Source organism: Gilliamella sp. B3127, assembly GCF_026536935.1.
Lineage (GTDB): Bacteria > Pseudomonadota > Gammaproteobacteria > Enterobacterales > Orbaceae > Gilliamella > Gilliamella apicola_E.
The window spans coordinates 53,768-68,374 of sequence record NZ_JAFNNI010000001.1 but is presented as its reverse complement, the minus strand read 5'-3'; the positions used below and the strand labels follow the sequence as shown (position 1 = coordinate 68,374).

Annotated in this window: 15 protein-coding genes; 7 read left to right on the top strand and 8 right to left on the bottom strand. The window is 34.1% G+C overall.

Annotated elements, in window-relative coordinates; translation table 11 throughout:
• Positions 1–57 precede the first annotated feature (57 nt).
• Genes J3U00_RS00335 through J3U00_RS00315 form a run of 5 tightly spaced genes read right to left on the bottom strand, consistent with a single transcriptional unit; the run spans position 58 to position 3,779 of the window.
• Positions 58–1,404 carry a PTS galactitol transporter subunit IIC gene (locus tag J3U00_RS00335; protein ID WP_267331171.1) on the bottom strand — a complete coding sequence of 449 codons (1,347 nt, stop codon included), beginning with the start codon at positions 1,402–1,404 and terminating at the stop codon, positions 58–60.
• Between the two features lie 2 nt (positions 1,405–1,406).
• Positions 1,407–1,694 carry a PTS sugar transporter subunit IIB gene (locus tag J3U00_RS00330; protein ID WP_220217996.1) on the bottom strand — a complete coding sequence of 96 codons (288 nt, stop codon included), beginning with the start codon at positions 1,692–1,694 and terminating at the stop codon, positions 1,407–1,409.
• 11 nt (positions 1,695–1,705) lie between these two features.
• Positions 1,706–2,164, bottom strand: a complete 459-nt coding sequence (locus tag J3U00_RS00325; RefSeq protein ID WP_267331170.1) for a PTS sugar transporter subunit IIA — start codon at positions 2,162–2,164, stop codon at positions 1,706–1,708.
• 22 nt (positions 2,165–2,186) lie between these two features.
• Entirely contained in the window at positions 2,187–3,035 is an 849-nt protein-coding gene (locus J3U00_RS00320; RefSeq protein WP_267331169.1) for a class II aldolase, read from the bottom strand.
• Positions 3,036–3,044: 9 nt separating this feature from the next.
• Entirely contained in the window at positions 3,045–3,779 is a 735-nt protein-coding gene (locus J3U00_RS00315; protein WP_220217999.1) for a GntR family transcriptional regulator, read from the bottom strand.
• A 528-nt stretch (positions 3,780–4,307) separates the two neighbouring features.
• Here J3U00_RS00315 and J3U00_RS00310 point away from each other — a divergent pair.
• The 7 genes from J3U00_RS00310 (at position 4,308) to J3U00_RS00280 (ending at position 11,729) form a co-directional block, all read left to right on the top strand.
• Positions 4,308–5,012 (top strand): lipopolysaccharide core heptose(II) kinase RfaY, encoded by a 705-nt coding sequence (locus J3U00_RS00310; RefSeq protein ID WP_267331168.1) that lies wholly within the window; start codon positions 4,308–4,310, stop codon positions 5,010–5,012.
• Between the two features lie 189 nt (positions 5,013–5,201).
• Complete coding sequence (locus J3U00_RS00305; RefSeq protein WP_267331167.1) at positions 5,202–5,786, top strand: hypothetical protein; 585 nt, start codon at positions 5,202–5,204, stop codon at positions 5,784–5,786.
• A gap of 100 nt (positions 5,787–5,886) precedes the next feature.
• Entirely contained in the window at positions 5,887–6,330 is a 444-nt protein-coding gene (locus J3U00_RS00300; protein ID WP_267331166.1) for a hypothetical protein, read from the top strand.
• A gap of 429 nt (positions 6,331–6,759) precedes the next feature.
• On the top strand, positions 6,760–8,055 hold the full coding sequence (locus J3U00_RS00295; protein WP_065562313.1) for a 2-hydroxycarboxylate transporter family protein: 1,296 nt from the start codon (positions 6,760–6,762) through the stop codon (positions 8,053–8,055).
• Positions 8,056–8,168: 113 nt separating this feature from the next.
• The gene (locus J3U00_RS00290) at positions 8,169–9,329 is read left to right on the top strand and encodes an NAD(P)-dependent malic enzyme (RefSeq protein ID WP_065562314.1); all 1,161 of its coding nucleotides are present in this window, start codon (positions 8,169–8,171) and stop codon (positions 9,327–9,329) included.
• Positions 9,330–9,436: 107 nt separating this feature from the next.
• Positions 9,437–11,053 (top strand): DcuS/MalK family sensor histidine kinase, encoded by a 1,617-nt coding sequence (dcuS, locus tag J3U00_RS00285; RefSeq protein ID WP_267331165.1) that lies wholly within the window; start codon positions 9,437–9,439, stop codon positions 11,051–11,053.
• Between the two features lie 4 nt (positions 11,054–11,057).
• Positions 11,058–11,729, top strand: coding sequence for a response regulator (locus J3U00_RS00280; protein ID WP_065562316.1), 672 nt, complete (start codon positions 11,058–11,060; stop codon positions 11,727–11,729).
• 53 nt (positions 11,730–11,782) lie between these two features.
• Here J3U00_RS00280 and yfbR read toward each other — a convergent pair whose 3' ends face one another.
• From yfbR to ftsZ, 3 genes are all read right to left on the bottom strand, one after another.
• Entirely contained in the window at positions 11,783–12,376 is a 594-nt protein-coding gene (gene yfbR / locus J3U00_RS00275; RefSeq protein WP_065562317.1) for a 5'-deoxynucleotidase, read from the bottom strand.
• Positions 12,377–12,457: 81 nt separating this feature from the next.
• Positions 12,458–13,402, bottom strand: a complete 945-nt coding sequence (gene lpxC, locus J3U00_RS00270; RefSeq protein WP_065734818.1) for a UDP-3-O-acyl-N-acetylglucosamine deacetylase — start codon at positions 13,400–13,402, stop codon at positions 12,458–12,460.
• Positions 13,403–13,439: 37 nt separating this feature from the next.
• Positions 13,440–14,573, bottom strand: coding sequence for a cell division protein FtsZ (gene ftsZ / locus J3U00_RS00265; RefSeq protein ID WP_370632624.1), 1,134 nt, complete (start codon positions 14,571–14,573; stop codon positions 13,440–13,442).
• Positions 14,574–14,607: the final 34 nt, after the last annotated feature.

Genomic DNA, 14,607 nt, shown 5'->3' with positions numbered 1-14,607 from the left:
TATCAGATTCATTACTTCAATTAAAAGTGTTATTTATAGTGGGTATACGTTATTTTTTTAGACCAGATCCCATGTTTTTTTAGTGTGGCGATACAATAAAAGACAAGTGATGAAAATTATTGGAATTAACGCTAAAGCGATATAATTTCCTTCAAATACTTTCACTGCCCAAAAACGGTAGGGATTACCACCATCTAATAAGCTTGAAAATTCACCGTCGGTTTTTACCGGGAAATTAATACTTTTTGCAATGTTGGTAATTATCGGCGCCACTGCTGAAGCAACATAAAGATTCACAATTAAGCAAGGTATGCCGATAATAAATGATCTCACAATATTGCCACGACAAGCTAATACCACCATGGAAATAGGTACCCAAATATTGGTTAAATCGCCAAGTGGTAATAACCTATTACCGGGTAATATAATTGATAAAATCAATCCAACGGGAATAAGTAAAAGTGCAGTAGAAAGCACCGATGGATGCCCAACAGCAACAGCAATATCTAAACCAATGTATAAATTTTTTCGGTTAGGAAATTTTTTATTTAAAAATTGCTTCACTGCATCGGATAATGGTAACAATCCTTCCATGAGTAATTTAACCATTCTTGGCATAATTAACATGACAGCACCAAGATTAATCGCTAAGTTTAAAATCCCTTTAACATCATAACCCGCCGCTATACCAATTGCGCCACCTATGACAAATCCAATCATCATCGGTTCGCCAAAAATACCAAATCTTTTTTGTATCGTTTGAGGGTCGGCATGCAATTTTTGTAATCCCGGTATTTTATCTAAGATAAGATTACCTAACACACCAATAGGAAAGAAGATAACAGATGATAGTGTCGGAAGTGATATACCGGGTAACTCAAAATACTTTTGAATCATAGGCGCACACCAGTCAGCCAAAACAAAAGTTATCACGGCAGTAACCCCTGCTATAATCAATCCATAGACAAAGCTGCCAGTACTGCTATAAACCAGCGCACCAACAAAGGTAAAATGCCAGAAATTCCATAAATCAATATCTACAGTTTTAGTCCAATTAACGGTTAACATCACAATATTGATAATAATGGTCATTGGAATCACAAAAGGGGCAATCGGTGAAGCCCAAGCAATTGCTGCTAACGGTGGCCACCCAAGATCAATGACGGGTAAATCAATTCCGGCATGTTCAACTAAATCAGTTGTTGCACTGCTAAGACTGGTTCCTAACAAGTCAAAAATAACAAAGATACCAACAAAACCCATTCCAATGGTTAATGATGAACGAATTGCCCGCCCTATTTTTACCCCTAAACACAGTGCCATTATAAAGATGACAACAGGTAACATGACGGTCGGCCCGAAGCCCAAAATATATTGGACAATTTCAAGTAACTTATCAGCCATAATCAATCTCCTTGCAAGATCCTAACGATTTCGGCTAAGACTTCTTCTTCACCTATAGTGGTAATTAAAGGTACACCATTGATAATTGGTGTTTTTTCTAATTGATAAGACACTTTAGAAGTCACGATAATTAAATCAGCCATACCGTCTTGAGATTGTACAGTTGCGACATCAGACTGAATGTTTTCAACCTCGATACCATGCTCGGCACAATAATTTTTAACTTTCTCAGTTGCAATAGTTGAAGTTGCAATACCACTGGTACAGGCAAAAATGATTCTTTTTTTCATAATAAAGCTCCTTATTTCAAAATATCTTTTAAGATTTTTTTGATTTCAAATTTGTTATTACTTTCAACTATTTTTTGCAAAATCTGATCATTGCTGAACGATGATGCTAATTTCATTAAAAAAGTTAAGTGGGTATCGGATTGTTTTAACAGTAAACCAAATACGATATTGACGGAGAGGTCTTCATCAGTTTCGGCATTTTTAAAAATAATGCCTTGTTTACTGGTCACAACAAACATGCCATCTTTTTTTACAAACTCACTGTCAACATGAGGCATCGCAACATTAAGGGTTTTTAATTTAAATCCGGTTGGATGTTCATTTTCTCGTTCAATAACTTTTTGTAAGTATTGTTCTGTAACATAATGATTTGCTAATAATTCATGGCTAATGGCTTTAAACATTGTTTCACGGCTTTCAAAGCTTTTGTTTAAAAAAATAATATTGTCATCCAATTGTTCTAATTGCATATTTACCACCTATGACGTTAGTTTAACGATGAATGTTTAATAAATTCATAGATAGTATTTTGTTGTAAACAACTTGCTTCACATCGCCTTTTGCTTTTAACAATACTTTAATAAGATTATATTCATTATTATTAGCGACATATTGTTTACCAATTGAACTAATATAAGCTCTACGCAAATCACCACCAATATTGAGTTTAACAACATTATATTGGCTGATTTTTTGCAAAGTTTGATCATCAATTCCTGAGCCACCATGGATAACCAATGATACGGGAGATATGTCGGATAGTTTGCCAAGTAAATCAAAGTCTATTTTGGGCTGTTGTTCAAAACCATGCACATTACCAACTGATACAGCCAAAGTTGCACAGCCAGTTCGTTTAACAAATTCTTGAACTTGATTAGGATCGGTTTTGCGATCGGCTTCATTAACTTCATCGTCCTCTTTACCGGTGATGGCGCCTAACTCTGCTTCTACCGGAATGTTGTATCCACCACAAAAATCGACCACTTTTTTTGTCAATTGAATATTTTCTTCAAAAGATAAATGAGAGCCATCAATCATAATTGAGGTAAAACCAGCCTCAACCGCTTGCTTAACATCTTCAAAAGTTTTGCCATGATCCAAATGCAGACAAAATGGTGTCTTCATGGTACTAGCTCGATTACGAACCATATCGACAATATATTTATAACCCGATAACACGATGTTTGTCGGTGCAATCTGCACCATGCTTGGTATGTTGCTCTCTTCAATTGCATCTAATATGGCTAAAGTTGTTTCCAAATTTGTTGTATTAAATGCGCCAGCTAATGTTTTTTGTTTTTTAGCTTCACCTAATAAAGTATACCCATTGACTAATGCCATAACTAACTCCTACTTTCGTCTAAGTGTTGTCCCCAAGTAGTTTACGTTTGATTTTAGCCATACATTACCAAACTCGATTGGTAGACCATTATCAAGGTAAACTAATTGTTCTAAATGAAGAACGGGGGAGATATCACTAATATTTAATATATCTGCCCGCTCCTTACCTACCACTCGGGCTGAATAACGGCAGTCCGAATGATCTATTTTTTTATGGGTAATGCGTTCAATTTGGTTAAATAAACTATGTTTAGTAAAATCGACCTGCTCTATTTCAGGACATAAAGCTAAATTGATTCGGTTTTCAATAAACATGATTTTTTCACCATTGACGCTTCTTACCCTTTCCATATAAAAAATATTTGCGTTAAGCGGAACTTGTAATTTTCCACTAATATATTCGTTTGCTTTCTCTACTCTTTTGGTGATAACCTCGGTGGTGAACTTGACGTGCTGCATTTCTAACGATTCGGCAAATGACTGTAGTCCATAACCTAATTGATAAGAGATGTTTTCAGCTTTTACATACGTTCCTTTACCTTGAATCTGTTCCAACACAGATTCATTAATCAGTAACTCTACCGCTTTTCGAACTGTGCCTCGACTAACAGAAAGTAGGCTCATGATCTCGTTTTCCGACGGGATTCTGTCGCCCGCTTTTAAATCATTACGATAAATCTGATTTCTTATCCACTCTTTGACTTGTACATAAAGTGGTGTGCTAGAAAATTTATTGATACTCATTGGTTACCCCAAAATGTTGGTTAAGTTAAATATACATCCATAGACAACCATGTACAACTATGGACAACTAGTTTTTTAAACAAAATGTGAGTTTAATCACATTTTCATATTTATCAATATAATTTAGAAAAAGGATTGCATTTAGTTTCAGCATTAATCAAAGATAATGAGATCCTAATTAAGGAATTGTTGAAGAAATTAAATTATTTTGCAAATAAAAAAATCGTGTTTTGATCCGCTTTTAACAATAAACTCATTTGTATTTAATCGCTAAGCTAAATTGCATAATTAGAGTAAAGATTGATTTAACTTTATTGACAATAAATACACTGAGACATAGCAAAAATGCTTTTGTAGTAAACGTTACTTGCCCGCCTTTTGCCAATTTTATGTAAAATAAACATCAGCTAACTAGTAACCAATATTTTTTCGCACGCATCACCTGTTAATATTGACTGTTTCATTTACTTTAAGCTTGATAGTGTTTAAGATAAACTCATTTTTTGATGTATCTTAGGACTTTAAAACTTGAATAACTTTGCAAACATTATTGAAATCGATCGCGGCAATATGAAGTTCGCTTACGTACAAAATGATGAGATAAATTATTTGGAACTTTTTGACCAATTTTTGGCCGAAGAAGGACATCATGAGCTACTCGATCCAAGTGATAAAATTGAGAGATATACTTATCTAATTAATCACAATCAATCTAAATTTATTTTCAAAATTGATGGCGGTGTTGAGCATCGTTTAGAACGTAGACTTATTGCTAAAATAACTGGTGATTTTTATTTTAATCTAATTCGTAAGCTAGCTAAAATTTCGTTGGATAAATGCGATATCGCTTATGAACTCTATTTAGTTGCTTTTGATAAAACCACCAATCGCCACTATATGATCTTTAATTTTATAGAAGGACGCTCATTAACATGGGATGAAATGCGTGAATATGGAGAACAAGTTAAAGCATGCATTGAAAAACTGCATAGCTATAATCTTGTTTCAAACGATGTTCATGGTGGTAACTTTATTTTAACTCCAGACGGTAAAATCAAAGCAATAGACTTAACTAACTCCGGTTTTATTTGGTTAACTAAAGCCAATGATGCAATCGAATTACGTGAACGCTTTGGTATTAAAATTAATGTTCCTTTCATGGCTATGGCAATTAAAAAATTTACTCACGGATTTAAACGGTTATCACGTAAAATTCGCGGTAAAGAAGATTAATAAATTAAATGGGAGAAAGACAAACTTCTCTCATTTTTCTTTAAAAAATTATAACTAATTCACAACAATAAATAGAATATTTTTAATAGCTTTAGTGCTAAAAAATATTTAAATCCTTCTCACCTAAATACTGGTAAATACTTTTATAACCGTTTAGAATTAAACTAATCAAGCAAAGAAGGATGAGTTATGAGAAAGTTAATTGGTTTTACTGTTTTAGTTGCGTTGCTAACTGGTTGTTCTTCTCAGAAAATGCTGTCAATCTATCAAACGGAAGGTGTAGAAATTACTCAAAACACGTCAGGTGTGGATATCATAAATAAATACAGCACTTCACAACCGATTACCGTCCTTCATTCTTCTTTATCACTCTGTATTGCACAAGAACTTGATAATAGCCCAGTAGTTTTGGGCCGTGAAAACTATTTAAGTTCGGCATGGTGGCCATATTATAATATGCCTTCTCAACAAGCAATTACGATAAATGGTGGTGATACTATCAAATTAGTTGAAGGTAATAATATTGTTGCTAACGCTGTTACCAATTATCAATCACAATCCAAATACTTCGTTAGTTATACATTAACCGCAACTCGCAATGCCAAAAATATCCGTTACCTATTTAGCAATATCAAACAAGCTCAACAATATACTGGTTCTATTGGCAATGAAGGGTTTGAAAATGTAAAAACCTTAGAAAGAGCCCACCCAGATTTAGTTATTGATGCACTCAATAAAGAAGTCGATAAAATTCAAGCTTGTTTATTACATTAATACTGCATCCTCAAAAAAAGTTACAGTTGAGGAACGGTTTTTTTTAGTCTAAAATCTATACACAATTTTTATCAAAACTTTTTAAAAAGTAAAACTCATCATGAAAAAAATTCTTTTTTTATTATTGCTTCCATTTTCTAGCTTTGCACAAAATGACATAAATGACTTTTGGAAAAATGATTTTTGGCAAATTAATAAAGTAGTAAATCATAAATTGGATTTATTTGAGTTATCCAATCCCCCCGCTGAAAGATTACATATAAGTTCGGATGGAACGAAATTTATTTACGGTAACTCGCTAACTTTTAATACTAATGGTACTTTCTTATCAAAATACTCTGCTAGGTGTGGTAACGATTGTTTTACCGGTTCGGAAGGTACTTTTGAAAAAATTGATGAAACACATCTTCGATTACAAATCAATTTATTCTCGCGTTCTGGCGATTGTGAAGACGTAGAAGATAGAACAGTTCGAGATTTAGGAACTTTTGAAATTAAACCAACTGAAAATGGCTATCAATTAGTTAAATTAAAGGATGAATGAAGACTAGCTATAAAATAATAAGCTAATAAGTAAGTAATATCCTTCTTTTCATTAAATTAAACTAACTCCTTAATTTATTATTCCCTAAATTATTTGTTATCTATTAGATAAACAATACAAAAATTGTTGATTCATTGATGTATAAAAAAAGTTGAGGAGCGGGGTTTTTTGAGTCTAAAAATAGTCAAAATTTGACATCAATCCATTCTTTAATTAGATAACTGATAAAAGTCTTTCTAATAAATTAGTCATTACTAATTCTTCCATTTTAAAGGTGACTTTGTCATAAAAACCTATATAAATCAATCATAAAATTATTAAGATACTTACATTAGTTACAAAACTAGTTAGTTAACTTTCTTATTCTTCTGATTTCTTTCTGCATAACTATACTGCATATGTGCTATAAAAAAATAAAGAGGTTTAGTTATGAGTATGTTACAAGATATAAAAGAAAACAAAATGTATATAGGTTCACTTCCCCTCCCCATATTTTTAGTTTGTTCGATTATCGTTATTATTGCTGCACAATTAGATATGCTACCTAAAAGCCTTATTGGTGGTTTTGCTGTGATATTACCTTTAGGTTGGTTTTTAGGCACTGTCGGGCAGAATATTCCATTTTTCAAAAAATTTGGCGCGCCTGCCATTTTGTCACTTATCGTTCCTTCATTATTGGTTTACTACAACGTTTTTGATGAGAATACTTTATCAGCAACAAAGATGTTAATGAAAGACTCTAACTTTTTACTCTTTTATATCGCCAGTTTAGTGTGCGGTAGTATTCTTGGTATGCATCGAGTTATTTTAGTTCAAGGCTTTATTCGAATGATGATTCCGATGCTATTAGGTATGTGTTTAGCTGCGTTTGTTGGCGTCTGTGTCGCCGTAGCTTTTGGTGATGATTGGGAGCACGCCTTCTTTTATACAGTTTCACCAGTAATGGCAGGAGGAATTGGTGAAGGTGTTTTGCAACTTTCCAATGCCTACAGCAATATCCTTAATCAAGATTATAATGTTTTTGTTAGCGCATTAATTCCTGCAACTGTTGTAGGTAACTTTTTTGCAATCACTTTTACGGCGATTATGAGCCGAATTGGTGAAGTTAAACCTCACTTAAGTGGGCACGGTCAATTAGTAAAAATTGAATTTGATGGCTTAGCTGAAGCGTTAAAAGATGATAAGACACCACTTGATGCTCGTGCAATGAGTGGCGCAGTTATGATTTTAGCTACGCTATTTATCTTCGGTATGATTTTAGAAAAAGTAACTCATTTCCCTGGTCCTGTTTTAATGATTATTGCTACCGCTGTAGTTAAATATTTTCGTTTATTACCAGCGAGTGTCGAACGAGGAAGCCAACAATGGTACAAATTTATCTCAGGAAACTTTACCTTTCCATTAATGGCAGGACTTGGGCTACTTTATATAGATTTAAATAGCGTAGTTAAGGTATTAACTATCCCATACTTTATTACCATTATCTCTATCGTCTTCACTGTTTCAATGACAGGATTTGTTTGTAGCTTCTTCTTAAAAATGTATCCAGTTGAGGCATCTATTATTTCATCTTGCCAAAGTGGAATGGGTGGAACTGGTGATGTAGCAATACTTTCAACAGCCAACAGAATGAACTTGATGCCTTTTGCTCAAGTTGCAACACGATTAGGGGGAGCTTTAATGGTGATATGCACCACGGCACTGATGCGTTATTTACATATGTAGTTTTATAAACATTAAAGAATGAATAAGAAGTTTTAAAAGCAGTTTGAGATGAATATTGGTTTGATCTCAAAAAATATTAAATATAGTTTTAAGTATTTAAAAAGGTAAGCATTATGACAACAGTACAAGAAAAAGCGTTAGCAATCAGTAAACAAATGCACGGTAAATTTGAAACTCACTCGAAAGTCCCTGTTAATTCAATGGCAGATCTTAGTGTTGCTTATACACCAGGGGTTGCGGCAGTTTGCACAGAAATTGCTAAAAATCCCGATTCAGTTTATGAATATACCAGTAAACGTAATTTAGTTGCGGTTATCACTGATGGTTCAGCTGTTTTAGGGTTAGGAAATATTGGGCCAGAAGCAGCAATTCCAGTAATGGAAGGCAAGGCAATTTTATTTAAACAATTTGCAGATGTTGATGCAATACCTTTATCAATTAATACTCAAGATCCAGATGAGTTAGTTAAACATATAGCAGCATTAGCGCCCTCATTTGGCGGTATCAATCTAGAAGATATTAGTGCACCAAGGTGTTTTGAGATTGAAAAACGATTACAAGAATTATTAGATATTCCTGTATTCCATGATGATCAACATGGTACAGCAATCGTTGTATTAGCAGCGCTTTATAATGCACTTAAAGTTGCAGGTAAGTCGATCGAATCGGCCAAGGTGGTGATTAACGGTGGCGGAGCAGCTGGTTTAGCAATTGCCGATATGTTATTAGCCGCTGGAGTAACCGATCTTAAAATTGTCGATAAGATTGGTATTTTATCCGAAGATGATCTTTCTTTACCACCTCACCATTTGGCCATGGCGAAGAGAACCAATAAGAACAAACAAAAAGGTACATTACAAGATGCGGTTAAAGGTGCTGATGTGTTTATTGGTGTTTCAGCCCCAGGAGTATTAAAAGCAGATTGGGTTAAAACGATGGCAGAAAAATCAATTATTTTTGCTATGGCAAATCCAACACCAGAAATATTCCCAGACGAAGCTAAAGCAGCTGGTGCTTATATTGTCGGTACTGGGCGTAGTGATTATCCGAATCAAATTAATAATGTTTTAGCATTCCCTGGCATATTTAGAGGCGCTTTAGATGCTAGAGCAAAAAATATTACATTGGCCATGCAGCTTGCAGCAGCAAAAGGATTAGCCAATATCATTACACCTGACAAACTATCAATTGATTGTATATTGCCAAATGCATTTGAACCTAATGTAGCCAAGGTGGTTGCTGAAAGTGTAAAAAATGCAGCAAATAATCTTTAATAGTCGATTAAATTAGCTAAAAACCTACTAATACGAAATTTATTAGTAGGTTTTCCTGCCTAATAAGTTATGATAGTAAGTGATCGCTTTTTATACAGTAAATGAGAATGAGATATTTATTTAATAAATTACCACTCAAAGTTAAGTTAATAAGCCTGATTTGCTTAGTGTTTATACTTTCAGTTATTGCACAAAATATTTATATTGTTCATGTAGTGAATAACGAATATCTTATCAACTCTCGCCAACGAGTTGAGAATATCGCAAATATTATCTCTACATCACAAAGTATCATTGACGAAATACAAAATCCAACACCACAAAATATTGCTTCCATTCAAAAAACAACAGAACAATCCAGAGTATTAACACAAACTGATTTTATTGTGATATTTAATATGCAAGGCGTTCGATATTCGCATCCCGATGAAAATAAAATAGGTCAAACTATAGTCGGCGGAGATGAACAGCGCGCATTAAATGGTGAGTCCTATACTTCAATTGCGAAAGGCACTTTGGGAGATTCTGTTCGGGCATTTAAGCCAATTATGAATGATAAAGATCAACAAATTGGTGTAGTTTTAGTTGGTCAGACCTTGCAAAAAATTAATCATTTAGCATCAAGAACAAGTCAGCCGATTTGGCTATCCTTGTTTGCTTCATTATCGATAGCTATTCTTTTGGCCTATTTGTTATCTCGCAATATAAAGAAAATTTTATACGGCCTTGAGCCAGTTGAAATGGCACAGCTATTTGCTGAGCGAAATGCTATTATCCGAACGGTAAAAGAAGGCATTGTGGTTATCAATCGAGATGGATTAATTACACAGATCAATGATGAAGCAATTAGAATTTTGCGCATTAAAAAAGATAAAGAAAATATTATAAGCTTACCTATTGGTGACTTTATTCCAAATACTCGACTGCATGAAGTGATGATGAGTGGAAAAGCTGAATATGATTGTGAACAAAATATTAATGGGGTGGTGATACTAACCAATCGAACTCCATTATTTGTTAATGATATTTTAGTTGGAGCTATTGCTTCGTTTAGAGATATGACAGAAGTACGTAGATTGGCAGAAAATTTAACAGGAGTTAATCGTTATGCCGATGCTTTACGTTCACAATCTCATGAGTTTAATAATAAATTACATGTTATTTATGGGTTAGCCTTTAATGACAATAAATCTGAATTAATTGATTATCTTGAAGAAATTATTGGCAATCAACAAGCGGAATCTAAACTTGTTAGTCAATATATTAAAGATCCAATTATTGCAGGGTTTTTAAATAGTAAATTTAGCCGAGCACGTGAGCTAAATGTGACATTAACGTTTAATATTGATGGTATTTTGGCACCAATAGCAGATACATCTGTGACACATGGTTTAGTTACAATACTTGGTAATTTAATTGATAATGGACTTGATGCAGTACAATTTTTGGATGATAAGCAGATAAAGGTGAGTTTAGTTATTGATAATTCTAATTTTCAGATTGAAATCAATGATAATGGTGAAGGTATTTCTGAAAATGATATTCAATATATTTTTCAAAAAGGCTATTCGACAAAGGGCGATAATCGTGGTTTTGGGCTTTATTTAGTGTTAGCTAGTATTGATGAGTTAGATGGGCAAATACAATTATGTGATTCTGATAATAAAAAAGGGACTTGCTTTAAGGTATTATTACCATTAGAAGAGATTTATAGGAAAAAATAATCATATGGTAGAAGTTTTAATTGTTGAAGATGATCCAATGGTAGCAGAGCTCAATAAAAAATATTTGCAAATGCTTCCTGGTTTTAATTTAGTGGCAACTGTTACTAATGGAGAACAAGCGCTACATTTTATCCATGATAATCATATTGATCTATTGTTACTTGACGTTTTTATGCCAAAACTAAATGGTCTTGATCTGTTAAAATATATTCGAATTAGTTACCCTAAAATAGATATTATTATGGTAACCGCCGCATGTAATACCAATGATATCCAAACCGCATTACGTTTAGGAGTCATTGATTATATTGTTAAACCCTTCACTTTTGAGAGATTTCGTACGGCTTTGATTTCATATCAAGAACGGATTCGCCTATTATCATCTTCCGAAATACTAAACCAGAATCAATTAGATGATCGAATTTTCACTAAAAACTTTAATACTACAAATAGATTACCAAAGGGAATCGACTCACAAACTTTACAATCTGTTCGAGATGTTATTGTTAACTATCAACAAGATTTCTCTATGAGCGATATTATCGAATTGATTCCTTTATCTAGGATATCGGTTAAGAAATATCTTGATTATTTAGAAGAGTTAGGAGAAATAGAAAGCCATTTGACCTATTTACCAATTGGCCGTCCAGTAAAACGTTATATTTATCAAAAATAGTTTATTTACTTCGTTATTAATTGTGCTGTAAATGATTACTCAGTTGACTAAAACTATTCATCCATTGTAATTTCATCTAATGATAAGCTGAAACTTGGGACAAATACATCTAAAAAATAATCCATTTCTGGAGTATTACGATCTGATAATGTTTTTTTCAATCGTTGTTCTGCTAACCTAAACTCATTATTACCCGCACTAAGCTCTTCAATTGTTTTAAGATATGCACACAAAGCATCTGCTTGTTTTACAATGCTTTTTTCATCTTCATCATAATAATCGTCATCAATTAGTGTTTTAAAGTCATCTTGTAACTCTTTTGGCAACATATTAATGAGTTTATTTTGAGCTATTTTTTCAATCTTTTTGTATTCAGATGTGATCTGTGGGTTGTAATATTTAGTTGGTGTCGGTAAATCACCCGTTAATACTTCTGATGCATCATGATACATAGCCAGTAATGCTATGCGTTCAGGGTTAACATTACCATTAAATCGTTTGTTTTTAATTATCGCTAAAGCATGTGCAACAAAAGCAACTTGAAGGCTATGTTCTGATACATTTTCAGTTCTCACGTTACGCATTAAAGGCCAACGATTAATTAGTTTTAAACGCGATAAATGAGCAAAAAAATGGCTGTTATTCATTATGATTATCTCATTGATTCTAAAATAAAAAACGCCTCCAAATCGGAAGCGTTAGTAAATTTATAATACGATTTTAATGACTTATGCTAAAACAAGCTGTCTTGTACCTAAAGCAACAGGAACATTTTGTTCTTCATCAAAGGTGACATATTCCCAAGCATCTTGTTTAGCTAATAACGCTTGCAATAGTTGGTTATTTAAAGCGTGACCTGATTTATAACACACTACTTCACCAATCATATTATGGCCACTCATGTATAAGTCACCAATGGTATCTAGCATTTTATGACGTACAAATTCATCTTCAAAACGAAGACCATCTTCATTAAGAACTTTATAATCGTCAACAACAATTGCACAATCTAAGCTACCGCCTAAACATAATCCTTTAGATTGTAATGCTTCAATATCTCGCATAAATCCAAACGTTCTTGCACGACTGATTTGACGAATAAAAGACTCTGAAGAAAAATCCAATTGGTAACGTTGTGAACTGTTATCAATAGCTGGATGACGAAAATCAATAGTGAAATCTAATCGAAAACCACTATATGGTCTTACTTCTGCCCATTTATCACCATTTTCGACACGAACAGTTTCTTTAACTCGTATGAATTTTTTCAGTGCATTTTGCTCAGTAATTCCAGCATCTAATAATAAGTAAACGAATGGGCTTGCACTTCCGTCCATAATTGGAATTTCGGGCGCATTTACTTCAATAATAATATTATCTATACCGAGCCCAGCTAATGCAGAATTGATATGTTCAACAGTTGAAATACGAACATTATCTTCATTAACCAAACAGGTACAAAGCATTGTATCACGCACAGATTTTGCATCCACAGGAAAATCAACATACGGATTTAAATCTGTACGGCGATAAATAACACCTGTGTTCTCTGGCGCAGGACGTAAAGTCAAAGTAACTTTTTTGCCAGTATGTAAACCGACACCAGTTGCTTGAATTGTCTTTTTTAAGGTTCTTTGTTTCACTTCGCACCTACTCTTTTTATTCGCTTCCATTATCCATTAGACAATAAGAAATCAAATAAGTTCAATACTAATTAGCCTGCTTACGGATAAAAGCAGGAATATCTAAAATTTTATGTTCTTCCATTGGAGAAACCGCTGGTTCATTAACAACTTTAGGCATTGGTTCCTCTTGTTGCTGTGGCAAATGATTTGTTTGGCCAAATAATGAACCATGTGATGTAACTGGCTTATTAATTTTAACTTCTGGACGTTTATCCATACCAATACCAGTTGCAACCACTGTCACACGAATTTCATCAGACATGTCTGGATCAAATGTAGTACCAACAACCACAGTTGCATTGTCAGAAGCAAAAGCTCTAACAGTACTACCAACAGTTTCAAATTCTTCTAAACCAAGATCAAGACCAGCTGTAACATTAACTAACACGCCACGTGCACCCGATAAATCAATATCTTCAAGTAACGGGCTTGAAATAGCCATTTCAGCAGCTTCTTCGGCACGGTTATCACCACTCGCACGACCAGAACCCATCATAGCGTAACCCATTTCGGACATTACTGTTCTAACGTCGGCAAAGTCAACGTTGATATGACCTGGTTTGGTAATTAATTCAGCAATACCTTGTACTGCACCTTTTAAAACACCATTAGCAGCAGCAAAAGCATCTAATAGCTTAACGCCTCGACCTAATACTTTTAATAATTTATCATTTGGAATTGTGATAAGAGAGTCAACGTGTTTAGCTAACTCAGCAATACCTTGCTCAGCAAAAGCCATACGTTTTTTACCTTCAAATCCAAAAGGTTTTGTAACAACAGCTACAGTTAAAATACCGAGTTCTTTAGCAATTTCTGCAACGACTGGAGCTGCACCTGTTCCTGTTCCGCCACCCATTCCGGCTGCGATGAATACCATGTCGGCACCCTCAATCGCACTACGAATAACATCACGATCTTCTTCTGCTGAATTCCTTCCCACTTCTGGATTAGCTCCAGCACCAAGTCCTTTGGTCACATTATTACCGATTTGGATAGTTTGACCAACTTTAATTCTTTTCAATGCTTGTGCATCAGTATTTGCTGCAAAAAACTCAACGCCTTCAATATGTTCAGCAATCATATGCTCAACAGCATTACCGCCGCCGCCACCTACACCAATAACTTTAATGACTGCTGCTGGCTCATCATCCGCAACCATAGGCTCAAACATAACTTATCTCCAAATTTACGAT